The sequence below is a fragment of the Limnohabitans sp. MMS-10A-192 genome, from assembly GCF_003063335.1.
Taxonomy (GTDB): Bacteria; Pseudomonadota; Gammaproteobacteria; order Burkholderiales; family Burkholderiaceae_C; genus Limnohabitans_A.
Genome location: NZ_NERX01000008.1, coordinates 75,536 through 97,300, shown reverse-complemented (window position 1 = coordinate 97,300; position 21,765 = coordinate 75,536). Strand labels below are relative to the sequence as shown.

The window sequence follows — 21,765 nt, the reverse complement described above, 5'->3', positions numbered from 1 at the left end:
CCGGCCCCTACACACATGATCACACTGTTCCCCGCACTGCTGCGCCTGGCACAACGACAAGGCCAATTCCTCGACAAAAACGCGGTCCTGGTCACCATGACCGACAGCGCCCAAAAGCAAACCGACCCACACAAGCAACTGCAAGCGTTTGCCCAACACTGGCCGTCATTGCACTTGCTGTGGCCGCAGCCACGCCAGGTCGACCCCACATGCCTGCCCTGCCTGGTGCATCGCCCGCAAACCGGCTGGGCAGTCTTGCACAGCCAATCCGCCCAAGGCCAATGGGTGCTGGAGAGCTGGAGCACAGCCCAATCGGGCTGGCAAGAAATCACACTGCCCACGCTCGACGACGTGCTGGTGGCGCAACTGCGTTTTGAAAAATCCAACGACGCCAGCCCCGTTGTGGCGCAAATCAAAAGAGCCCTGGGCACACGCCGCAAAGAACTGCTCGAAGCCCTCGCCGGCAGCGTGATGATCAACCTCGTCGCCCTGGCCGCATCGATGTACAGCATGCAGGTGTACGACCGCGTCATCCCCACCTCAGCCAGCCAAACGCTGTGGGTCTTGACGCTGGGCGTGATCGGCGCCACCGGCTTTGAACTGTTGGCCAAATGGACGCGCTCGCGGCTGTACGAAAACGTGGTTGACCACGTTGACCAACACCTGGCACGCGCCGTCTATGCCAAATTCTTGGCCATTCGGCTTGACCAAATGCCCCGCAAAGTCGGCGCCTTGGCCTCCCAGCTCAGAGGCTACGAAACCATCCGCCAGTTTCTGACCGCCAGCGCCACCCAATGGCTGGTGGAAATACCCTTCGCCCTGGTGTTCACCAGCATCGTGGTCATGTTGGGTGGCGCGTTGGCAGCGATCCCGCTCGCGTTCCTGGCCGCATCGGTGGCGCTGGGCCTGTGGTCACACCGCCGCATCGAACAACTGGGCGTGCAGGCGCAACAAGCCAGCCACCGCAAAACAGGCCTGCTGGTGGAAGCCATCGAAGGCGCCGAGACCATCAAATCCGGGCAAAGCGGCTGGCGCATGCTGACCCGCTGGATGCAAAACGTGGACCAAGCCCGGGTCGAAGAAAACCAGATGCGGCAACTTGGCGAACACAACCAATACCTGATCGCCGCCATGCAGCAACTGTCTTATGTGCTCATGGTCGCCATCGGTGCGCTGTGGGTCTCGCACGGCGAAATGACCATGGGCGCACTGATCGCCTGCACCATTTTGTCGGGCCGCATCCTCACCCCCGTCAGCCAACTGCCCAGCCAGATCACACAATGGGCGCACGCCAAAGCCGCACTCAAATCGCTGGAACAGCTGTGGGCCCTGCAAGACGACCACCACGGCATCGACCACCCGATTGTGCTGAGCAACGTGCGAGGCGACTACCTGATCGACAAACTGCAATTCAGCCACGGCGTCACAGCGGCACTGAACATCCCAAGGCTGCACATCGCAGCAGGACAAAAGATCGGCGTTCTGGGGCCCATCGGCTCCGGGAAAACCACCCTGCTGCGCATGCTCAGCGGCATGTACAAACCGCAACTGGGCACCATCACGCTGGACGGCATTGACCTGTCGCACATTGCCAAACCCGTGCTCAGCGAACGCCTGGGCTACCTGCAACAAGAAGGCCGCCTGTTTGCCGGCACCCTGCGCGAAAACCTGATCCTGGGCCTGCCCGACCCCGGCGACGAAGCCATCCTTGCTGCGGCGAACGAAACAGGCTTGTTGGCCAACGTCATCCAGCCCCACCCCCAAGGCCTGCACCAAACCATCGACGAAGGCGGCGCCGGACTGTCGGGCGGCCAACGGCAACTGCTCAATTTCACACGCGTGATCCTGCGGCGCCCTCGCATCTGGCTGCTGGACGAACCCACCGCATCGATGGACAAGCACATCGAGCAACGCATCATCCAAGTGCTCAAGCACCGGCTGCGCCCCGAAGACACGCTCGTCATGGTCACCCACAAAAGCGAACTGCTGGAGCTGGTGGACCGCGTCATCGTCATCGCGCAACACCAAATCGTCCTGGACGAAGCCAAGCACAGCGCCTTGGCCCGTCTGGCCGGGCACACCCCGCCCCATGGAGCCGAAACATGAAACGCCCCTTCGAACACCTTCGCCCCAGCATGACGCTGGTCATGGCCAGCGGCCTGATAGGGTTCATGGCCTGGGCCAGCTGGTTTGAAATCGACCAGACCGTGCGCGCCACAGGCCAGATCATCCCCGGCACACGAACCCAAATCATCCAAACCGCCGATGGCGGCGTGCTGTCAGAAATCCTCGTCCATGAAGGCCAAGTCGTGCAAGCAGGCGAGCGCCTGGCCCTGCTCGAAAAAGACCGCAGCCACGCCGCCTACTCGGAAACCCAGGCCAAAGTGGCCTCCGTGCAAACCGCCCTGGTGCGCGCCCATGCAGAAGCACAACAACGTCCACCGGTGTTTGCACCCGCACTGCAACGCTACCCGCAATTCATCCAAGCGCAAATGGCCCACTACCAGCAACGGCGCCAAACACTCGACGATGAACTGCAGGCCCAGCGCCTGGCCTTGAAACTGGCCCTCGAAGAACACCAACTCAACCTGAACCTGTTCAAAACGGGCGACGTCAGCAAAGTCGAGGTGCTGCGCACACAAAGGCAAGTGAGCGAAATCGAAAGCCGCCTGCAAGCGATACTCAACAAATACCAACAAGAAGCACGGCAAGAAGTCATCCGGCTCGAAGACGAACTGTCCTCCCACCAATACAAACTCGAAGAACGCCAAAGCGTGCTCGAGCACACCGAGCTGACCACCCCCACCGCTGGCATCGTCAAATACCTCAAGGTCAACACCGTCGGTGGTGTGCTTCGTGCTGGGGACGAATTGATGCAAATCTCCCCCACCGACAGCGACATGGTCATCGAAGCCAAGGTCAACCCCGCCGACATCGGCCAACTGCACACCGGCCTGCCCGTGGCCATCAAATTTGACGCCTTCGACTACAGCACCTACGGCACCTTGCAAGGCGTGCTCACCTACATCAGCTCCGACACCCTCAACGAAACCAGCCCCACCGGCGTCAGCACCAGCTACTACCGAGCACACGTCCAACTCAGCCCCACAACAGCCCACGCCAAGCTGCGCACCGACATGCTCAAAAACGGCATGACCGCCAGCATTGACATCCAAACCCGCCGTCGCTCCATCATGAGCTACCTCACCAAACCCCTGCACAAAGCCTTTGGCGGTGCACTCAACGAGCGATGAACACCATGCACATCGCCATCCTCGAAGACGAATACATCCTGGCCCTCCACACCCAGGACCTGCTTCACCAAGCCGAACACACGGTCGAAATTTTCACCACCGGCAAAGCCTTGCTCAAAGCCCTGCAGCGCGACACCTTCGACCTGCTGATCCTCGACTGGAACGTGCCCGACATCAGCGGCATCAAAGTCCTCAGGCACGTGCGGGAAGAACTCAACAGCAAGATCCCCGTCCTGTTCTTGACCAGCCGGCAATTCGAGCAAGAAATTGTCTACGCCCTGTCCTGCGGTGCCGACGACTACTGCGCCAAACCCGTGCGTGAAAACGAATTCATGGCACGCGTTGCGGCACTGGGCCGCCGGGCCTACAGCCCGGACGCCCAAAACACCACGACCCACAAACTGTGGGGCTACACCTTCAACCGCCTGGACAACACCGTGCAATGGACATCGCGCGGACAAGAGCAACACACCAAGCTGTCGGAAAAAGAATTCAACCTCGCCCTGTTCCTGTTCGAGAACACCGGCCGCTCACTGTCACGCAAACGCCTGATGACCCACATATGGGGCCGAGACGACGACGCCTGCTCGCGCACACTCGATGTGCACATCTCGCAAATACGCATCAAGCTCGACTTGTCCGCCACCTCCCAACTGCTGCGACTCAAAGCCATACACGGATTTGGCTACCGGATCATCACAGCAGAAAGCACCTCCGATGTTTGAGCTGCGCCCAACCCTGTGCACCTGCATCACGGCGGCGCTCAGCCTGCACACCAGCGCCATGTGGGCCCAAGCGCCCGAAAAAATCACGGCCAAACCCCACGTCATCGCCTATGCCGTTCAACCCGGCGACAGTTTGACCAGCGTCATCCAAGGCCTGCAACTGCCCGAGCACAGCGCACAAGCGCTCAGCCGCCTCCACACCATGAACCCGGGCCACAGCATCACCGCACTGCGGCCGGGGCAAACACTGCAAATCCCAGAAAACTGGCTGCGACAAGAAGCTGCCCATGTGCGCGTCAACCACCTCAGCTGCACAGGCACCCTCTTGCCCGAACTGAGCGATGGCCGGGTCCTCGCACAAGACCAATGGCTCGCCGAAGGCAGCACCATCAAAGTGCCCGCCGGCTGCAAAGTCGGCCTGCTGCTGCAAGACGGCTCACGCTTGCAACTGCCATCGGGCGCAGTCCTTCGCCTGGATGTCCTGCGGCATCAACCCCTGCACAAAGCGCCCCTGGTTCAAATCCACCTGCTGCAAGGCAAGCTGGGGCTCGACATCTACAAACAACGCCCCGCCCGATCCCGCTTCGAAGTCCAAACCCCCAAAGCCATCACGGGCGTGCGCGGCACCCAATTCAGAGTCGGCATTGCGCCGGACAGCCAAGCCACCCTCATCGAAGTGCTCGAAGGCAAAGTACAAGCCCAAGGCGAGGCCGACCCGCAAAACCAAACCATCGAAAAACGCGAAGGACTGGTCATCAACGCCCAAGGCCAAAACCAAGGCCTGGAAGCCTTGCCACCGCCCCCTGTGCTGGGCGTTGCCCCGCAAGCCAACGCATGGGCATTCATGCCCGTTGCCCAGGCACACGCCTATCTGATCGAACAACTCGGCAGTGCCAACGCCATGGCCACAGACACGCCACCGGTCACGCAAGCCCCCACCGTCGTCGCCACGGCCGACCGCTCGCCACAGGCACAGCTTTACCGTGCAGCATCACTCACCCGCAGCGGCCTTCAAGGACCCTCCGCCACCTACGCCATGTGCAGCCATGGCCAGCACTGCGGCGTGCCCTTCGACCTGAGTGAAGCGCACGGCCGCACCAAGCGCTTTGAGCTCCAACAAGTCAAAGGCAGCGCCGTGCAAACCATCCTGAACGCGCAAGTCCCCCTGAACACCACCCACATGATTGCCACAGGACTGGCACCCGGACGCTACCACTGGCACATCGAATACACCGAGCCATCGCCCCCGCCCCAGCCTGACCACACCGTCAGAACACAAGGCGACTTCATCTTGACAGGCCAGCCCAACGTCAGCGCCCCGTGACAGGACGCACCGGCCGTCCTCATTGGAGACACCACCCAGCCACCGACTGGTTCATCACGCTGGTCTGCGCGCAACTGCTGCTGCTCATCTTCCACTACATGGCTTTCGGCAGCAGCGCCAACCTGCGCCTGTACGACTACCTGGTCATGAAAACGGGCTACACCGCCAGGCCCGACATCGTCGTGGTCAGCATTGACGACCCCACCATCGAAGACCACGGGGGCTGGCCCCTCCAACGGAGGCACTACGCCGACCTGCTGCAACGCATGAGCACACCGGCCAACCGCCCCAAAGCCATCGGTTTGGACTTGCTCTTCATCGACAGCACAGACGACGACATGCAACTGGCCCAAGCCCTGCACGATCTGCCCGTGGTCCTGCCCTTGACGCCCATCGAGTCCTCGCCACTGCCCGCCCTGTCTGCGCCAAGTCCGAACGCCAGCATGCCAGACAACAGCATGGTCATCCCGCCCAGCCTGGCCCGTGCCGTGCAAACCTACGGCCACATCCTGCTCGCCTACGACCAAGACGGCATCAGCCGCAGCATTGCACCCAACGTGCCCCACTCACCCCACATGGCCCTGGCCATGATGCAACGCAGCCAAGACCCCGACGCGGTCAGCAAAGTCGAAGCCCTCAGCCAAAGCAAGACCCGACAACGCTTTCGCATGGTCGACCCCGAAGTGGGCTTCACCACCATCTCCTTGAAAGACGCGCTCAACCCACACCTGTCGGCCGACTTCTTCAAAGACAAATGGGTCCTGATCGGCGTCACCAGCCCCAGCCTGGGCGACCACCACGCGACGGCCTACACGGCCATCACCGGCGCCAGCACCCCAGGCGTCTACATCATTGCCAGCGTGCTCAACGAAGCACTCAACGGCCAATGGATCTCGGTGCTGCCCGACACCCCATCGATGCTCCTTGGGCTCATTTGGGTGATGCTGACATCGCTGGCCCTCTTCTGGAGCAATCCCTCGCGCGTCTTTGTGGTCACCCCCATCGCCTTGCTCATGCTCTGCGGCATCGACTTGTTGCTGCTCAGCCAATTCAACACCTGGGCCAACATCATGCCCAGCTGCATCGTCATCGGCTTCATGGGCGGCTTCTGGTCATGGCGAAGGCTCATGACCACGGTCAACATCCTTCACCTCCAACTGGAAAAAACGCAAGCCAACGCCCCCCTGAAAATTGCCAAAAGCCCAATCCTGCCCGATGCAACGGCCCTGTTTCTGAACCCCTTTGTCGACACGACACACCGCGTCGTCGAAGAACTCAACACCGCCATCGAACTGCAAAAGAATGACTTGGCACTGCTCAACAGCATCCTGCAGCAGATCCCCGAGCCGGTGGCCATTTTTGATGCCGGCCACAAACACCTGACCAGCAACCAAGCCATGAACGGACTGGCCAGAAAACTCCAACTGAATGTGCACAGCAGCGCGCACTACGACTTCGACCAATTGGTCAACGCCCTGCAAATCTCCAAATCACGCGCCCTGCATTCAGGCCAGGAAGAAACCACCGTCAGCCTGAGCCAATACAACCTGCCCAACCTGTACTTCATTTTCAGAACCTCCGAGATCCAAAGCAACGACGTGTACAAACTCAAGCTGGTCACGCTCAGCGACATCACCGCCAGCCAACGGCATCAGATACAGCGCGAACAAACCTTGCAATTTCTATCGCATGACATGCGCACCCCCGTCGCGGCCATCCTGGCGCTCAAAAAACGATTGCTTCTGCTGCCCACCAACAACATGCCCCAGGTGCAAGCCTGCGCAGACCAGATCACCCAAAACGCACAGCGGCTGATGGACATGATGGACGGCTTCATCGTCCACAGCCAGGCCGAACAAATGCCCCTGCACCTGACGGGCTGCCTGGTCAGCGACTTGCTGGACGACGCCATCGAACAAGCACAACCCCTGGCCGACCAGCACCACATCCAACTCCAACTCATGGAAACACCGGCCTTGCTGCGCATCATGGTGGACACCCACCTGATCGTGCGGGCTCTGCTCAACTTGCTGCACAACGCCATTCGCCACGGCATGCCCGGCAGCTGCGTCATCATCCGGACATCGCCCCACGCAGGACAAGTGCAGCCCATGGCCCGCATCGAAATCCTCAACCCCATTGGCGCCATGCTCCCCGACAACGACGTCAAAGGCTTCGGCCTCGGGCTCAAGTTCGTCAAAACCACCATACAACGCCACGATGGCAAATTCCACCTGCAAATCCCCTACCAAGAGGTTGACGACCACATGGCCTGGATCGCGCTGGACATCCCGCTCTACAACGACTGAACCCCGATCGACATTTTCTGAAATTTACGAGATTTAAGAATTTAGACAGTACGCAAGCCGTCCAATCAAGACCATTCACTGCACACCACGATCATCACAAAAGCAGGTGAACGGTGACAGGCAAAACCGGCAAGGGTACCGTCGACATGAAACTTTTCTCCACGCAAAAACGTCTGGCTGCACCGCCCAGCTGCGCGACCCGAAGCACGCCACAGCCCATCAGCGGACAACACCAACGGCTCACCTCCAGAATCCGCAACGCCTGTGCACAAGCCGGCATCCAGCTCGCCTACGAACCCCTGATCCACCTGCCCAGCGGCCAGCTGTGGGGGGTTGAGGTTCGCGTGCTCAAACCCACCGAACAAGGACAACTGATCAACCTGCGTGCCGATGAACTCATCAGCCATGCAGAAACCAGCGGCTACGTGCTGCCCATGGGCTACTGGGCACTGGAGACCGCCCTGAGCGAACTGCAACCCTGGTTCGCACAATATCCGCAAGGCCAGATCCTGATCCACCTGCGCCCCGGCCAAATGGCCTCACCGCACCTGGAAGCCACCGTTCAACACCTCTGCCAGCAATATGCCTTGTGCCCCTCGCGCCTGAAACTGCAAATGCGCGAACCCGGACTGCAAGTGCACGGCCCCAAAATTTGGCGACAACTGCAACGCAAACCCTTCGAGCAACTGCAGCTGGTGATCGACTCGTTCGATTGCTCCGGCGCAGACTTTTCCTGGCTCAACAGCGGCCTGATCCAAGGCGTCAAAGTCACCCCCCCACGCCAGCCACAACCCCACCAAAGCCTGTACACACAGCAAATGAAAACCCTCATGGTCTTTAAAAACCTGATGGGGATCGACATCATCGGCTGCGACATCCACAACGCCGTCGAACTGCAACAACTGCGCGAACTGGGCTGCGACATCGGCATGGGCCCCGCACTGGCCAGCGCCGTCGACAGCCACACCCTCATCCACGCGCTGCCGCGCACCATCCAACCCCATGGGACCCCACATGAAACACAAACACACTGACGCCGCCAACCAAGACCTGCCCTTCATCACCTCCGGCGAGACCGCGCAAATTTTGGGCCTGTCAACGGGCACCGTGCAAAAACTGGCCGACGAACAACAAATCACCGGCTGGCGCACCTCGGGTGGACACCGCCGCCTGCACAGGAAATCCGTCATGGACTACCTGCGCAAACAACCCTTCAATGAACCCGCCAACGAAGACAACTACGCCCCCAACACCCTGCTGATCACCGACGACGCCCAAAAACTCAAGACCCAAAGCGAGGGCTGGCTCCCCATCCATGGCGGCGGCAAAGTCCACATCACCGCCTCCCTCTTGGAAGGCCTGCTGCTTTTGAATCTGCGCGACATCGGCATGTTGATCATTGAACTCGAGCGCAGCACCCACGAACTCAACACCCTGATCCAAGACCTGATGGACAGCTGCCGCAAACAAAGACTCAGCCTGGTGGTCGCTGTTTTTGCCCCTGGCCACGTCCTGCGCCTGCCCAGCTCGGGCGAACACCTGCGGGTGCACCACGTGCCAGAAAAGCTCAGCGCCCACCACCTGCAAGCCCTGTGGATCGGCAGCCAAATGAACCCAAACGAGTAAATCGGCAAATTTATCAAATCACTTTACAAAATTTATGAACTTCTGAGACCCACACGCCAAGAATCAAGTCTTTCTCCTTTCAGACTTGGACAAGCCCATGGCACAACTCACACTTCAGCAATCGCCCCAATTTTCAAAATCATTCGCCACACAGGCCATCGACCCAGGCACCACGCTGGCCGAATTGAAAAACACCCAGCAAACCGTCCTGCTCAAAACCCAGCCGAACACCAGCTACCGCGTGACGGACCCAGCCACCGGGCAAATCCAGACCGTCAAGAAAGTCCTGCGCAAAAACCGCGACCTCAGCGTCGAACTCGACACCGGCACCACCATCGAACTGCAAGACTTCTTTACCCAGGCCAACGCCCAAGCCACACCCGAAGCCACCAGCGAATTCGTCCTGCACACCGGCGACACCGTCTGTCCCTACTCGCAAGTGGCCTCTGATGCGCCAGCAAGCGCAGACACCAACGCCGAAGCCATCATCTGGCAGCCAGGCACCGCATCCGCCATGTGCATACCCGTCATGGCGGCCACAGAATCGGCCGCCGCCGCGAGCGGAGCCACCACAGCAGCCACTGCAGCAGGCACCGCAGCCACAGGCATGTCCACAGGCGGCCTCATCGGTGCATTGGCACTGGGCGCAGCCGCCCTGGGCGGCGGTGGCGGTGGTGGCAGCACCACCACACCCGAAGCCAAGAAAGCACAAGCGCTGGAAACCATCCAGGCCGCCACCCAAGACAACACCGCCGCGCAACTGACCCCCACCCAATACAGCGATGCCGGCGTGACAGGCGTCACCAGCGACAACGTCGCCGCCATCAACAGCGCCCTCAACACCGGCGAACTGAGCAAAACCCAAGTCGACACCACCGCCAAAGTGCAAACCATCGTCGACGCCTACAACGCCATCCTGGCCGAGGCCAATGGCAGCGCCGCTGACGCCACAGTCACCAACCCCACACAAACCGACTACGCCGCCATCGGTGCCGACATCGGCGCCGCCGCCACCGACAACGCCAAACTCGGCCTGCTCAACGACATCGTCGCCAACCAAGCCAGCACCGGCGTGGACACCGTCGCAGAAATCAACAACCTGGCCAACATCGCCAACACCATCCAGACCATCGCCGCAGAGGGCACCCCCGCCACCGCGCTGACCGTCACCGACTTTGCCACCGCAGGCCTGACCGGCGTCACCACCGACAACCTGCCCGCACTGATCAACGTCATCCAAGCCCAAGCCGACAACGGCAGCGCCACCGACACCGTCACCGAGCTGCAAGCCCTGATCAACGCGATTGCCCCCAACGTCAACCTCATCAGCGCCGCCGCCGAAGGCAACACCGCCAACACCCTCACCACCGCTGAATTCACCAGCGCAGGCGTCACCCACGTGGACAGCACCAACCTGCCCGCCGTGCTGGACGCACTGAACACCGCCAGCAACACCGGCGCCGCCACCGACACCACCGCCAAAGTGCAAACCATCGTCGACGCCTACAACGCCATCCTGGCCGAAGCCAATGGCAGCGCCGCTGACGCCACAGTCACCAACCCCACACAAACCGACTACGCCGCCATCGGTGCCGACATCGGCGCCGCCGCCACCGACAACGCCAAACTCGGCCTGCTCAACGACATCGTCGCCAGCCAAGCCAGCACCGGCGTGGACACCGTCGCAGAAATCAACAACCTGGCCAACATCGCCAACACCATCCAGACCATCGCCGCAGAGGGCACCCCCGCCACCGCGCTGACCGTCACCGACTTTGCCACCGCAGGCCTGACCGGCGTCACCACCGACAACCTGCCCGCACTGATCAACGTCATTCAAGCCCAAGCCGACAACGGCAGCGCCACCGACACCGTCGCCGAGCTGCAAGCCCTGATCAACGCGATTGCCCCCAACGTCAACCTCATCAGCGCCGCCGCCGAAGGCAACACCGCCAACACCCTCACCACCGCTGAATTCACCAGCGCAGGCGTCACCCACGTGGACAGCACCAACCTGCCCGCCGTACAGGACGCCCTGAACACCGCCAGCAACACCGGCGCCGCCACCGACACCACCGCCAAAGTGCAAACCATCGTCGACGCCTACAACGCCATCCTGGCCGAAGCCAATGGCAGCGCAGCGGACGCCAGCGTCGTCAACCCCACGCAAGCCGACTACACCGCCATCGGCGTGCCCAGCGACACCCTCACCGCGGCAGGCAGCACAGAACTGCTGAACAACATCATTGGCGACAAAACCACCACCGACGTGGACACCGTCGCAGAAATCACCGCCCTGGCCACCCTGGCACAAAGCATCCAAGCTGTCGCACAAGGCGGCAACGACGTTGTGCCCACCGCCAGCTTCACCACACTGGGCATCACCGGCGTGACCGACGACAACATCACCGCACTGAACAACCTGATCCGCGCCCAAGCCGACGACGGCACCGCCACCGACAACGTGGCCGAACTGCAAGCCCTGGTCACCAACATGAACGCAGCGCTCATCAACCTGAGTGCCATCGCCCAAGCCAACAGCGCCACACCCAGCGGCCCCACACTCAGCGACTACACCCAGGCCGGCATGACCGGCGTCACCGAAGACAACCTGGCCGCCATCAACGAGATCCTCAACACCGGCAGCATCGACGGCAGCGCCACCGACACCGCCGTCAAAATCCAGAACAGCATCAGCTCGTTCAACAAAATCGAAGCCGAAGCCAACGCCACGGGCGCCAACCCCAACGGCACCCAATGGCTCACCGTTGAGGACTTTGCCAACGTGGGCGTCTCGATTGCCAGCGGCAACGCACGCTACCTGCTCAACAACACCATCGCCAACAAAACCGTGGCCGACGTCAACACCGTCGCGGAAATCGCAGAACTGGCCCGCATCTCGGGCGCTGTGGTTGCCAAATCCTCCGGCACAGGCACCCTCACTGCGGCAGACTTGACCACCCTGGGCATCACCAGCGCGACCGATACCAACATGACACTGATGAACGAAGTGGTCAGCCGAACCATTGACGGGGGTACCCAAGTCAATACCCTGTCCGCCGTTCAAACGTACATGAACAAAGTCAATGTCATCGTGGAAGAAGCCAACGGCTCAGCCGCCGACAGCACCGTGGCCAACCCCGCATACGCCGACTACCTGTCGGTCATGTCGATCAGCTACGTGACCAACACCCCTGCTTTTGTGAACCTCATGAACGACATGGTGGGCAGCAAAACCACGGCCGACATCGACACCGTGGCGGAACTGCAAACCCTGGGCACAGCGGTCAAAAAAATCGCTCCGGTTGTGAACGGGACCACCAACAACATCCTCACAGCCGACTTGCAAGCATTGGGTATCGTGACCAATTACGACTCAACCACCAACTTGCGTTTTTATGTGGCCCGGATGTTTGCCAACGAAAACGACGATGGCTCCACCACCGACAGCGTTGCAGAACTGCAAGCCCACCTGGACGGATGGATGACCGCGCAAACCAACATCCAGGCAGCAGCAGAAGCCAACAACGCCAACAGCGCCATCACCTACGCCACCTATGCCAAGACCGGCATGAGCAACGTCGTTGAAGCCAACGTCAGCGCCTACAACAGCGCGCTGGAGAGCGCTGAACTGCACAACTACAACGTTGACTCACTCGAAGGCGAACTGCAAACCATGGTCAACTCCTACAACAACATCCTGACCATCGCCAACGGCAGCGCCTCCGATGCGGGCGTGGGCTCCACCCCCACCGCCAGCAACTACAACGCCATTGGTGTGACGGGTTTTCTGAACCCCGACAACATTGTGCGCATCACCAGCTCGATCAGCATCAACTTGCTCAACGACATCATCCGCACCAAAACGGCAGACCAAGTCGACACGGTTGACGAAATCAATGCCCTGGCCAGCGCAGGCATGCGCATCATGCGGGAATCCACCAACTACCACCTGAGCCCCCAAGTGCAGGACTTCACAGACATCGGCATCACATCGGTCACCTCCAGCAACCTCACGGCCATCCTGAACGCCATCAACGCCACAGCCGACGACGGCTCTGCCGTCGACACACTCTCTGAAATCCAGAACCTGGTCAACCAGGTCAACTCGGCAGTGATCTGACGCTCACTGTCATCACGAGCAGAACGTGGCAATCCAGTTGTGAAGAGGATGGATCCCGGGTCAAGCCCGGGATGACAGAGGGAAGCGGTCACCCCACCCTTCCAATGTCACCCCGCACACCCAATGTCACCCCGGGCGAAGACCCGGGGTCCATCTGCAAAGCATGGATACCGGATCAAGTCCGGGATGACAAAGGGGGGCGGGATCGCCGCGTCGCAAACTCCTCGCGATGACGGTATGGGGCGCACAAACTCCGAAGGGGCCCTTGGGCCCCTTCATCTTGCGCTGCCAACTGGCGTTCAAGCCAAGGCAACACCGCCCATAGGCATCACAGTTTTGAGGATGGTCTTGAGCATCGACTGCTCGGCCACTTTGAGGTCATAACTTTGCTGCAAATTGAGCCACGACTGCGCGTCCCCGCCAAAGTAACGGGCCAAGCGCAATGCCGTATCTGGCGACACACCGCGACGACACAACACGATATCGTTCATTCGGGACGGCGTCACATGAAGCGCCTTGGCCAAGGCATTGACACTCAAGCCCAAGGGCACGAGGTATTCCTCCTTGAGGACCTCCCCAGGATGGATGGCGCGCATTTTATTTTTCATAAAAACTCCAAACTCAGTGGTAATCCACAATCTCCACACCCATCGGGCCACGCTCAGTCCAGACAAAGCAAATGCGAAACTGATCATTGACCCGGATGCTGTGCTGTCCAGCACGATCACCGCGCAAAGCCTCTAACCTGTTGCCAGGAGGTGAACGCAAAAACTCCAACGTCGCGGCACTGTCGAGCATCTGCAACTTGCGTTCAACAACCGTTTTCATCGCATTGAACCGCTTGACCTTACCGCCCTCAAAAAGGGCTCTGGCGTCAGCGCATGCAAATGAGATGATCATGACTTGGATTTTATACCGATGATCGGTAAACGGCAATCCACTGCCAAGCACTGCTAGATCCGCCCTTCCAATGTCACCCCGCACACCCAATGTCACCCCGCACTCCAAATGTCACCCCGGGCGAAGACCCGGGGTCCATCTGCAAAGCATGGATACCGGATCAAGTCCGGCATGACAGAGGGAAGTGGATACCGGATCAAGTACGGGTTGACAAAGGGGGACTGGATCGCCGCGTCGCAAGCTCCTCGCGATGACGGTCAAACGTCATTGCGAGCGGAGCGTGGCAATCCAGTGCGCGGTCAAGCGCGGCGACTTAAACAATCAGGATCTGAACCCGATTACGCTGATTGTTTTCAGTCATGTCGCCGCAGGCAAAACCTGTCGGAGACTTCGTATTTTTTGCCACAGCACGGCCTTGGGCATGTCCATGGCCATGGCTTGCATGCACCTTTCGAGCCAGCCCTGCCTGTTTTGCATTCTGTCTATGGCTTTGCCCAGATCTCTGGCTATGGAGATGCCGTAGGCTTCGGTGGCTTTTTCAAGTGCTTCCCGCAGTTGGGGTAATTTCAAACTCATCATGGCCAAATCTATGATGTCCCGACCGAAAACGCCGTCATCGGCTTGGCGGTCTGAATTGGCCAACATTTTGCTGGCCGCAAGGTCAAGCAGCGTCAGGGTCTTGACGCCACAAACGGAGTCTTGCTTCCCGGGATCTTGAAACAGGATTCGGGCTTCTCGCACGATTTCAAATTTGATCGCGTGCCCGTCCATGCGCACTTGGGTGCGAATGCCGTATTGGTCAGCGCGAACCTCCCGCAGCAGCTCCAGCGGCATGGCACCTTGGCGCGTGATAGGCGCCAGCCCGTCAGTGCCCGTGAGCATTTGACGGAGCTCTCGGTAGCCAACCGGATCGGAGACCAAAAAGTCGATGTCCACCGATTCACGGTATTCACCAAACTTCAAAGCGATACAGGTGCCGCCCCCAAACCAGCAAGCGTTTTGAGCCAACACGCTGCCATCCAAAGCGCCCAGCACGTGCGCGATGCGTTGATGGTGTGCCCGCTCAAACATCGGCGGCCCGCTTGCCAAAGGCTTGTTGCAGCGCTTGCCACAGCGCCAGTTCTTGGCTATCCATCATGGCCATGTCCATGTGCCGGGCATTGCGTTCGTAAATGTCAAATGCCTCGACTGGGGTCAGATGATCTGTGCCATGCACTTGCCAAGCCAGTGCTTTGAGTTGCGGATAGTCGGCCAGCGTAATGCGCACAGGCCACCAGCCGGGTGGCGCAGTTGGCGCGGGCTGGGCCGCTTGATGGTCCTGCAACTGCAGTTGCATGCCCAATGCGGCGATGGCGTTGCTCCACGCGCCCATGGTGACGGACGGTTCGCCCTTTTCGATACGGTGCAGCGTGACCCGGGACATGCCTGCAGCCTCTGCAGCCACCGTGGCACTGACACCCAAAGCCTTTCGACGCTCGGCCATCTGCGCCCCCAGGCTTTGAAGCTTGGCCGCGGTGAACTCGTTCAATGGCGGTGATTTTTTTGGCATAGTGATTCTCATTATTTACAATATATTCTTTTTGTCAATAATAAGAAACGATTCACCGGTCATCCTGACCTTCCAATGTCACCCCAAATGTCACCCCAAATGTCACCCCGGGCGAAGACCCGGGGTCCATCTGCAAAGCATGGATACCGGATCAAGTCCGGTATGACAAAGGGGGCCTGGATCGCCGCGTCGCAAGCTCCTCGCGATGACGGGGTTGGGGGCAAGCTCCTCGCGATGACGGTATGGGGCGCAGAAACGACGAAGGAGCCCGCAGGCTCCTTCTGTGTTGTTCGCTGTTGACTGGCGCGTTACATCGTGGCCAGTCTCTCGTTTTCCATCCAAACCCAGTCGACCACATCGCCCTCGGCCTGGTAGCCGGGAACCAGGTCTTTGAGTTGCTTGCGGATGTGCGGCATGTCGATCAAGTCCAGCGCCAGGCTCAGGGCCTGCATCAGGTCTTGCAGGTTTTCGGGCTTGCTCGGGTCGGGGTGGTGGTTGGGGAACTCACCATCGACTTCACTGAACAGCTCGATCACCTCGCAACCCAGGGCACGGAAGATGCCGGGGGCCGAGGCACCGGCGATGCCGTTGCCCGAATCCACCACGATCTTCATGGGGCGCGCCAAGCGGATGTCGCCCAAGATGCGTTGGGTGTAATCGGCCAGCACGTCAACATGCGACATGCGACATGCCGCCACCGGCCTTGAGTTGCCACGTCTCGGTTTCCATCATCATCTGACGCAGGGCCTGGATCTCATCGCCATAAGTGGCGCGATCGGCCAGGACCATCTTGAAGCCGTTGTAGTCCTTGGGGTTGTGGCTGCCGATCACCTGGATGCCGCTTTGGCAAGCGGTGTTGGCCGCCCATACAACATGGGCGTAATCGTCATGCCGATGTCGATCACCTGCACACCTGCAGCCACCAGACCGCGTATCAGCGCTGCCGACAAGGCCGGGCCGCTCAAACGGCCGTCGTGTTTTGCCCCTCGGCCAGCTCCACCGTGCCAAAGGCCTTGTCCAGTCCCACGGCGACTTGCTCGTTCAAGGTAGCGGGCACAACGCCGCGGATGTCATAGGCTTTTACACTCGAAGGAGTGACTTGCATGATAAATTCAATTAATGCAATGGCGAGAGAATGCCTGTAAAGATCAATGGTTTAGCCATTCGCGCAACACATCGAACACTTGCTGGTTGGACTGCACATGCGCGATTGACGGCAAATCAGATCGTGCTGCGACGATCAAAGGTACATGGTCATCCACCAAATCTGGTTTGACCACGCAAGGCACATCAAAATATACAGATGAAGTGGAGCACCATAGTGCCTGTCTAAGGGGGTGATCCGAATAAATTAAAAACCGTGGCTCTATGTTGTTCTCTCGCAATTTTGCGATCAGTTGGCCCAGCAACGCCTCTGCTTTCTGCACATTTCGCAAATATTGGTCTTGCAATGTGCCCGTACCTTCTGAAGGCGGATGCGGCAAGGGCAAGTGCGCGTATAGAACCCCACCCGACTTAAGCGCAGGCGCATCAAGCATGGCAGCATTTACTTTTTCTCGCAATTCGACAGTGGACGAATTAAGCCGCTCCTCGCACGACTTATACCCCTGCTCTTTTGTCATGCCTGGATATATCTTTGCGGTACATTTCCACCGGTCCAGATCCCAAAAATCATGTGTCATGGTGATGCGCTGACAAGAGCGCAACCCCTGCATAGCGCAATACGGATGGAAGAACCCTACGACATCGACATCATCGCGTTCGACGGAAACCTGCGAAAAATCGAGCGCCACATCTGCGGCGCAAATGCGATCTAAACCACAAGGGCTGGCACCGCTAAATTTCTTCCTAGAGAATATTGCGGGTACTGCCTCAACAGTTAGCCCATGTACCGCTTGAACCGCCTTAAAGTTAACGCTTAAACCCTCTTTTTCCAATACATTTTGCAAGCCCAAAGCAGATTTGGAATTCATCTCATCCAGCAACAAGACAATGGTTGCTGTCCTGTGCTTTTGCTGAATTGAATCGGTTGATAACCAGACGATCGGAGCGTCTAACCAGTAACCCGCAACTACAGGAGACACCACAATCAGCGCTGGTAAAAAAGCGACGATGCGACGCAAGCCCGACCAAATACTCGGAGATGATTTAAAACTAGCCCATAGACCAAATGAAAATAGTAAACCCGACCAAACCGCTGTGATTGCAAGCCCCTTCAGATGCATAAGAAGTCCGCTATATCTAACGGCCAGACCGACAATCAAACTAACCCACATCCATACCTGAGCTGCCCGCCAAATCTTTCTACTGCCTATCCATCGCAGATAGGCCATTACCAACCATGAGATCAACAAATAAAGTGTCGGCCCAACTGTTTCCACCTGCAAACCATGATGTCCATGATAAAGCTGTGTCAATACGATAAACGCCACAAATGCCAGCACTGCCGCACTGCCTGCCATCACATCCAAAATCAATTCACGGTCTGCGGATTTCATACGGTCTTTTCCAACAAGGCCAAATGCCGATGCCCCTCGGGCAAGGTCACCTCTTGACGCAGCACAAATCCAGCTTTGATGAACGCCTGCCTTTGACTGTCCACCGCAAACTCACTGACGTCGCGTCTGCGCTGGGCGCACAACTGTTGCACTTGTGGGTCTGACGGCTCCAGCCACTCCACCACCAACCAGCGGCGTGTGCAAGCCGCAGCAAAATGGGCCACCTGCTCCAGATGCACCGCCCCAGCTATGCTCAAGTGATGAATCAATGCCAGCATCAACACCACATCTGCGCATCCAGTAAGACGTTTGGCCAAACCGGTGTGTTCAACACCCGCCCATCCACGACCTGAGTGGATATCGTCCAAAGAAGCCAAGACCGGGTACAGCTTGCGTTGACCTGCGTGATGCAAATACATGGCCTGAACGGCATCGTGATCACCGTCTAGCGCAATCACCTGGGAGCCTGCGCCCAATGCCAGCTGAGAAAACTCTCCGCTGTTGCAACCCAAATCCAAAGTCCATGCTGGCTGCAACTTCGTCAACCACTGCGCCACTTGTTCACGCTTGGCCTGCAATGCAAGTGATGTGTAATGGCCTCGCTGCTCTGTGTATTGACCCCACACCGTGTTGCGAACAGCTCTCGGCTTCACGCCATTGAGCATCCAGCGCAGTGATGCCACCAGCTGCTGCCGGTAGCGTGCTGTTTGTGGTGTGACCACGCTTAGCGAACCCGATGCGGTTTGGGCTTTGGCTTCTGCCACCAGGGGCCAGCAGCGCCACAAAAACCGCCGCCAACCCAATGTCTCACGCACCAGTTCGGGCATGGCCCCATCGCGGTTCATGCGGAACACATCACGCGACTGCAAACCCGTCGCCCTCGACAACCACAAAGGGGAAATGAAATGGCGAACAAATTGGCCAGCGGCCCACCAGGCGTGTGACTGCATCGGCTCCAAAGAAGTCAGGTCACAAAACACGGGCGCGCAACCCTCAAAGATCACATTCCATGCACTGGCGTCCTTCAAGTCTGTGCCTGCTGCATTGGCACTCTCAAGCAAGTCCAATGTCAGACCTGCGGCGTCCAGCAACTGAGCATCGCACCATTCCTCGGGCGACGAAACAAAAGGGATTTTGGGGGAGATCAGCCGGTGTGTATCCAGCCAGTCAAAGGGGATCAACAAACCATTGTCGGCCCACTGCCGAGCCTGTGCAGTGTGCAACGGATGCTGTGCAGGCAATGCTTCGCGCAGATGGCGAACAACCTGGTCTGCCCCAAAGACCAGGCTGGCCTGCGGGTCCCTCATTTACCGCGAATCCGGGCAATCCAGGATTTGATCACCTGGATCGGATTGCGAAAGAAAATCAAGACTGCGCCAATGAGAGCGACAAGACCTTGCCAAAGCAACATGCCGCTGCCTGGGTCCACATAAGCATAAGCGCTGGGCGTTAACAGCAACCATACACAGGCGATACGCCATAAATTTGTATTGTTCATAATACGATTTAAAGATTAATTTTTAAAGCTGCTGTCCATCAGTCAACATCCACTCCAAAGTTTCTTGCAAGGTGTATGGCAGCAATTGCTCTGTACACGCCATCAATTTATGTGCACTTCCGCACAAGCGGTGCACCTCATTCACCCTGACAAAAGCGGGGTTCACTTGCACATCCAAATGATGCCCCGTGATCTCGGTCAACATACCGATCACCTGTTGCAGGGTATGGGGCTGACCAGAGCACACGTTGTAAATTTCGCCAGCCAAGCCTTTGTCTAATAAAGCCAAATACGCATCACACACCATGCGCACATCGTTGAACTCACGCTCCACATGCAAGTTACCCAACTCAATGGTGGGCGCACGTTGGGCGAAATGACTCACGAGCTTGGGAATCAAGAAATTGGAGGCTTGACCAGGCCCTGTGTAGTTGAACGGTCGAGTGATGACAATCGGCAAGCGATCAAGGTATGTGCGGGCCATGTGTTCCATGGCCAGTTTGCTCATCGCGTAATGGTTCACCGGCGACGCAGACTGATCCTCAGTGATAGGTGACGCATCGCAATTGCCATAAACATTGGCACTGCTGGCCAACAAAACTTTGGACGGTTTAACAGGCAAGGCCGCTAAAGCAGCCAACAAATTCATGGTGCCCACCACATTGACACCGTAGAACGCCGTATCGTCCGCATGCCCGACAAAGCTGATGGCAGCCAAATGCACAACCGCATCGGGTTGTACTTGCATCACTTCCGACGCCACGGCCGCTTTGTCCGTCAAATCTGCCAGCAAGGGCAGCACGTGATGTCCTGCAGCCTCGGCCGCAGACTTAAAAAAACGGCCGGTAAAACCGGCCGCACCTGTCAGAAGTATTTTCATCCAGCCAGTCTATTCATTCAGAAAGAGAAGCCCGCTTGATTTCGACGCAAATCAGCGTCCACCATCATCTGGCACAGCTGCTCCAAGGTGGTCTTGGGCTCCCACCCCAGCTTGGCCTTTGCCTTGGCTGGGTCGCCTATCAGCAACTCCACCTCTGCAGGGCGGTAAAACTTCGGGTTGATGCGCATGAGCGTCTTGCCGGTGGCGGTATCAACCGCGATTTCTTTTTCTTCACTGCCGTTGAAGTCCACCATGATGCCTGCGCCCTTGAATGCCATGCGAACGAAATCACGCACTGTCTCCGTTCGGTTCGTCGCCAACACAAAGGTATCGGGCTCATCCGCCTGAAGCATGCGCCACATGCCCTCGACGTATTCCTGTGCGAAACCCCAATCGCGCTTGGCATCCAAATTGCCCAGCTCCATGCAGTCGAGCTGACCCAACTTGATCTTGGCCACGCTGTCGGTGATTTTGCGGGTCACGAACTCGCGTCCGCGCAGCGGGCTTTCGTGGTTGAACAAGATGCCGCTGGAGCCAAAGATGTTGTAGCTCTCGCGGTAGTTGACGGTCATCCAATGGGCGTACAGTTTTGCCACGCCGTAGGGGCTACGTGGGTAGAAAGGCGTGCTTTCAATCTGAGGAATGGCTTGTACTTTGCCAAACATCTCGGATGTACTGGCTTGGTAAAAACGAATCTTGGGATTGACCAGGCGAATGGCTTCTAGCAAATTGAGGCAGCCGATGCCGGTGATCTGCGCAGTGGTGCTCGGTTGATCAAACGACACGCCTACAAAGCTTTGTGCAGCCAAATTGTAGATTTCGTCGGGTTGTACCTTTTGGACCAGTGCGATGTTGGACCCCAAGTCGGTCAAATCATATTCAACCAAATTCAAGTTAGGGTGGCTCTGAACACCCAACTCCTCCAAGCGCCAGAAATTCACTGAGCTGGTGCGGCGGTAGGTGCCATACACAGTGTAGCCCTTGTTCAAGAGCAACTGGGTCAAATACGCTCCATCCTGCCCCGTCACGCCTGTAATAATTACTTTTTTACTCATTGAAATAACTCTCTTTCTTCACAA

17 protein-coding genes and 1 pseudogene are annotated in these 21,765 nt (G+C 58.4%); 8 read left to right on the top strand and 10 right to left on the bottom strand.

Going from position 1 to position 21,765, the window contains the following annotated elements; all coding sequences use genetic code 11:
* Positions 1–15: 15 nt before the first annotated feature.
* The 8 genes from B9Z43_RS15040 (at position 16) to B9Z43_RS17520 (ending at position 13,361) form a co-directional block, all read left to right on the top strand.
* A complete protein-coding gene (locus B9Z43_RS15040; protein ID WP_108326771.1) occupies positions 16–2,106 on the top strand; it encodes an ATP-binding cassette domain-containing protein in 2,091 nt (696 codons plus the stop codon).
* A complete protein-coding gene (locus B9Z43_RS15035) occupies positions 2,103–3,254 on the top strand; it encodes an HlyD family efflux transporter periplasmic adaptor subunit (protein ID WP_108326770.1) in 1,152 nt (383 codons plus the stop codon). The genes B9Z43_RS15040 and B9Z43_RS15035 overlap by 4 nt, the downstream gene beginning before the upstream one ends.
* Before the next feature lie 5 nt (positions 3,255–3,259).
* Positions 3,260–3,979 (top strand): response regulator transcription factor, encoded by a 720-nt coding sequence (locus tag B9Z43_RS15030; protein WP_158270131.1) that lies wholly within the window; start codon positions 3,260–3,262, stop codon positions 3,977–3,979.
* Positions 3,972–5,303 (top strand): FecR domain-containing protein, encoded by a 1,332-nt coding sequence (locus tag B9Z43_RS15025; RefSeq protein WP_158270130.1) that lies wholly within the window; start codon positions 3,972–3,974, stop codon positions 5,301–5,303. The genes B9Z43_RS15030 and B9Z43_RS15025 overlap by 8 nt, the downstream gene beginning before the upstream one ends.
* Complete coding sequence (locus tag B9Z43_RS15020) at positions 5,300–7,612, top strand: CHASE2 domain-containing protein (protein ID WP_108326767.1); 2,313 nt, start codon at positions 5,300–5,302, stop codon at positions 7,610–7,612. The genes B9Z43_RS15025 and B9Z43_RS15020 overlap by 4 nt, the downstream gene beginning before the upstream one ends.
* Before the next feature lie 146 nt (positions 7,613–7,758).
* The gene (locus B9Z43_RS15015; RefSeq protein WP_146183937.1) at positions 7,759–8,646 is read left to right on the top strand and encodes an EAL domain-containing protein; all 888 of its coding nucleotides are present in this window, start codon (positions 7,759–7,761) and stop codon (positions 8,644–8,646) included.
* Entirely contained in the window at positions 8,627–9,238 is a 612-nt protein-coding gene (locus B9Z43_RS15010) for a helix-turn-helix domain-containing protein (RefSeq protein WP_158270129.1), read from the top strand. Before B9Z43_RS15015 ends, B9Z43_RS15010 begins: the two co-directional genes overlap by 20 nt.
* Positions 9,239–9,335: 97 nt before the next feature.
* On the top strand, positions 9,336–13,361 hold the full coding sequence (locus B9Z43_RS17520) for a hypothetical protein (protein ID WP_146183936.1): 4,026 nt from the start codon (positions 9,336–9,338) through the stop codon (positions 13,359–13,361).
* A 299-nt stretch (positions 13,362–13,660) separates the two neighbouring features.
* Here the strand turns inward: B9Z43_RS17520 and B9Z43_RS15000 are convergent, their stop codons facing one another.
* The 10 genes and pseudogenes from B9Z43_RS15000 to gmd form a co-directional block, all read right to left on the bottom strand.
* Positions 13,661–13,969 carry a HigA family addiction module antitoxin gene (locus tag B9Z43_RS15000; protein WP_108326763.1) on the bottom strand — a complete coding sequence of 103 codons (309 nt, stop codon included), beginning with the start codon at positions 13,967–13,969 and terminating at the stop codon, positions 13,661–13,663.
* Positions 13,970–13,982: 13 nt separating this feature from the next.
* Entirely contained in the window at positions 13,983–14,261 is a 279-nt protein-coding gene (locus B9Z43_RS14995) for a type II toxin-antitoxin system RelE/ParE family toxin (RefSeq protein ID WP_108326807.1), read from the bottom strand.
* Between the two features lie 357 nt (positions 14,262–14,618).
* Positions 14,619–15,332 (bottom strand): nucleotidyl transferase AbiEii/AbiGii toxin family protein, encoded by a 714-nt coding sequence (locus tag B9Z43_RS14990; protein WP_108326762.1) that lies wholly within the window; start codon positions 15,330–15,332, stop codon positions 14,619–14,621.
* On the bottom strand, positions 15,325–15,810 hold the full coding sequence (locus tag B9Z43_RS14985) for a helix-turn-helix transcriptional regulator (RefSeq protein WP_108326761.1): 486 nt from the start codon (positions 15,808–15,810) through the stop codon (positions 15,325–15,327). Before B9Z43_RS14985 ends, B9Z43_RS14990 begins: the two co-directional genes overlap by 8 nt.
* Before the next feature lie 440 nt (positions 15,811–16,250).
* Positions 16,251–16,915, bottom strand: a pseudogene (locus B9Z43_RS14980) (phosphomannomutase/phosphoglucomutase); the annotation flags it as partial.
* A 43-nt stretch (positions 16,916–16,958) separates the two neighbouring features.
* Positions 16,959–18,308 carry a hypothetical protein gene (locus B9Z43_RS14975; RefSeq protein WP_108326760.1) on the bottom strand — a complete coding sequence of 450 codons (1,350 nt, stop codon included), beginning with the start codon at positions 18,306–18,308 and terminating at the stop codon, positions 16,959–16,961.
* The gene (locus B9Z43_RS14970; RefSeq protein ID WP_108326759.1) at positions 18,305–19,615 is read right to left on the bottom strand and encodes a hypothetical protein; all 1,311 of its coding nucleotides are present in this window, start codon (positions 19,613–19,615) and stop codon (positions 18,305–18,307) included. The genes B9Z43_RS14975 and B9Z43_RS14970 overlap by 4 nt, the downstream gene beginning before the upstream one ends.
* On the bottom strand, positions 19,612–19,806 hold the full coding sequence (locus B9Z43_RS17080; protein ID WP_146183935.1) for a hypothetical protein: 195 nt from the start codon (positions 19,804–19,806) through the stop codon (positions 19,612–19,614). The genes B9Z43_RS14970 and B9Z43_RS17080 overlap by 4 nt, the downstream gene beginning before the upstream one ends.
* Before the next feature lie 22 nt (positions 19,807–19,828).
* Complete coding sequence (locus B9Z43_RS14965) at positions 19,829–20,686, bottom strand: NAD-dependent epimerase/dehydratase family protein (protein WP_108326758.1); 858 nt, start codon at positions 20,684–20,686, stop codon at positions 19,829–19,831.
* Between the two features lie 17 nt (positions 20,687–20,703).
* Positions 20,704–21,741 (bottom strand): GDP-mannose 4,6-dehydratase, encoded by a 1,038-nt coding sequence (gene gmd, locus B9Z43_RS14960; protein ID WP_108326757.1) that lies wholly within the window; start codon positions 21,739–21,741, stop codon positions 20,704–20,706.
* Between the last annotated feature and the right edge of the window lie 24 nt (positions 21,742–21,765).

Excerpts from the sequence above, each read along its gene's own strand:
- B9Z43_RS15030 (WP_158270131.1), top strand. The coding sequence starts at position 3,260 with ATGCACATCGCCATCCTCGAAGACGAATACATCCTGGCCCTCCACACC.
- B9Z43_RS14995 (WP_108326807.1), bottom strand. The coding sequence starts at position 14,261 with ATGATCATCTCATTTGCATGCGCTGACGCCAGAGCCCTTTTTGAGGGC.
- gmd (WP_108326757.1), bottom strand. The coding sequence starts at position 21,741 with ATGAGTAAAAAAGTAATTATTACAGGCGTGACGGGGCAGGATGGAGCG.
- B9Z43_RS14985 (WP_108326761.1), bottom strand. The coding sequence starts at position 15,810 with ATGCCAAAAAAATCACCGCCATTGAACGAGTTCACCGCGGCCAAGCTT.
- B9Z43_RS15015 (WP_146183937.1), top strand. The coding sequence starts at position 7,759 with ATGAAACTTTTCTCCACGCAAAAACGTCTGGCTGCACCGCCCAGCTGC.
- B9Z43_RS15025 (WP_158270130.1), top strand. The coding sequence starts at position 3,972 with ATGTTTGAGCTGCGCCCAACCCTGTGCACCTGCATCACGGCGGCGCTC.
- B9Z43_RS14970 (WP_108326759.1), bottom strand. The coding sequence starts at position 19,615 with ATGAGGGACCCGCAGGCCAGCCTGGTCTTTGGGGCAGACCAGGTTGTT.
- B9Z43_RS15040 (WP_108326771.1), top strand. The coding sequence starts at position 16 with ATGATCACACTGTTCCCCGCACTGCTGCGCCTGGCACAACGACAAGGC.
- B9Z43_RS14990 (WP_108326762.1), bottom strand. The coding sequence starts at position 15,332 with ATGTTTGAGCGGGCACACCATCAACGCATCGCGCACGTGCTGGGCGCT.
- B9Z43_RS14965 (WP_108326758.1), bottom strand. The coding sequence starts at position 20,686 with ATGAAAATACTTCTGACAGGTGCGGCCGGTTTTACCGGCCGTTTTTTT.
- B9Z43_RS15010 (WP_158270129.1), top strand. The coding sequence starts at position 8,627 with ATGAAACACAAACACACTGACGCCGCCAACCAAGACCTGCCCTTCATC.
- B9Z43_RS17520 (WP_146183936.1), top strand. The coding sequence starts at position 9,336 with ATGGCACAACTCACACTTCAGCAATCGCCCCAATTTTCAAAATCATTC.
- B9Z43_RS14975 (WP_108326760.1), bottom strand. The coding sequence starts at position 18,308 with ATGAAATCCGCAGACCGTGAATTGATTTTGGATGTGATGGCAGGCAGT.
- B9Z43_RS17080 (WP_146183935.1), bottom strand. The coding sequence starts at position 19,806 with ATGAACAATACAAATTTATGGCGTATCGCCTGTGTATGGTTGCTGTTA.
- B9Z43_RS15035 (WP_108326770.1), top strand. The coding sequence starts at position 2,103 with ATGAAACGCCCCTTCGAACACCTTCGCCCCAGCATGACGCTGGTCATG.
- B9Z43_RS15000 (WP_108326763.1), bottom strand. The coding sequence starts at position 13,969 with ATGAAAAATAAAATGCGCGCCATCCATCCTGGGGAGGTCCTCAAGGAG.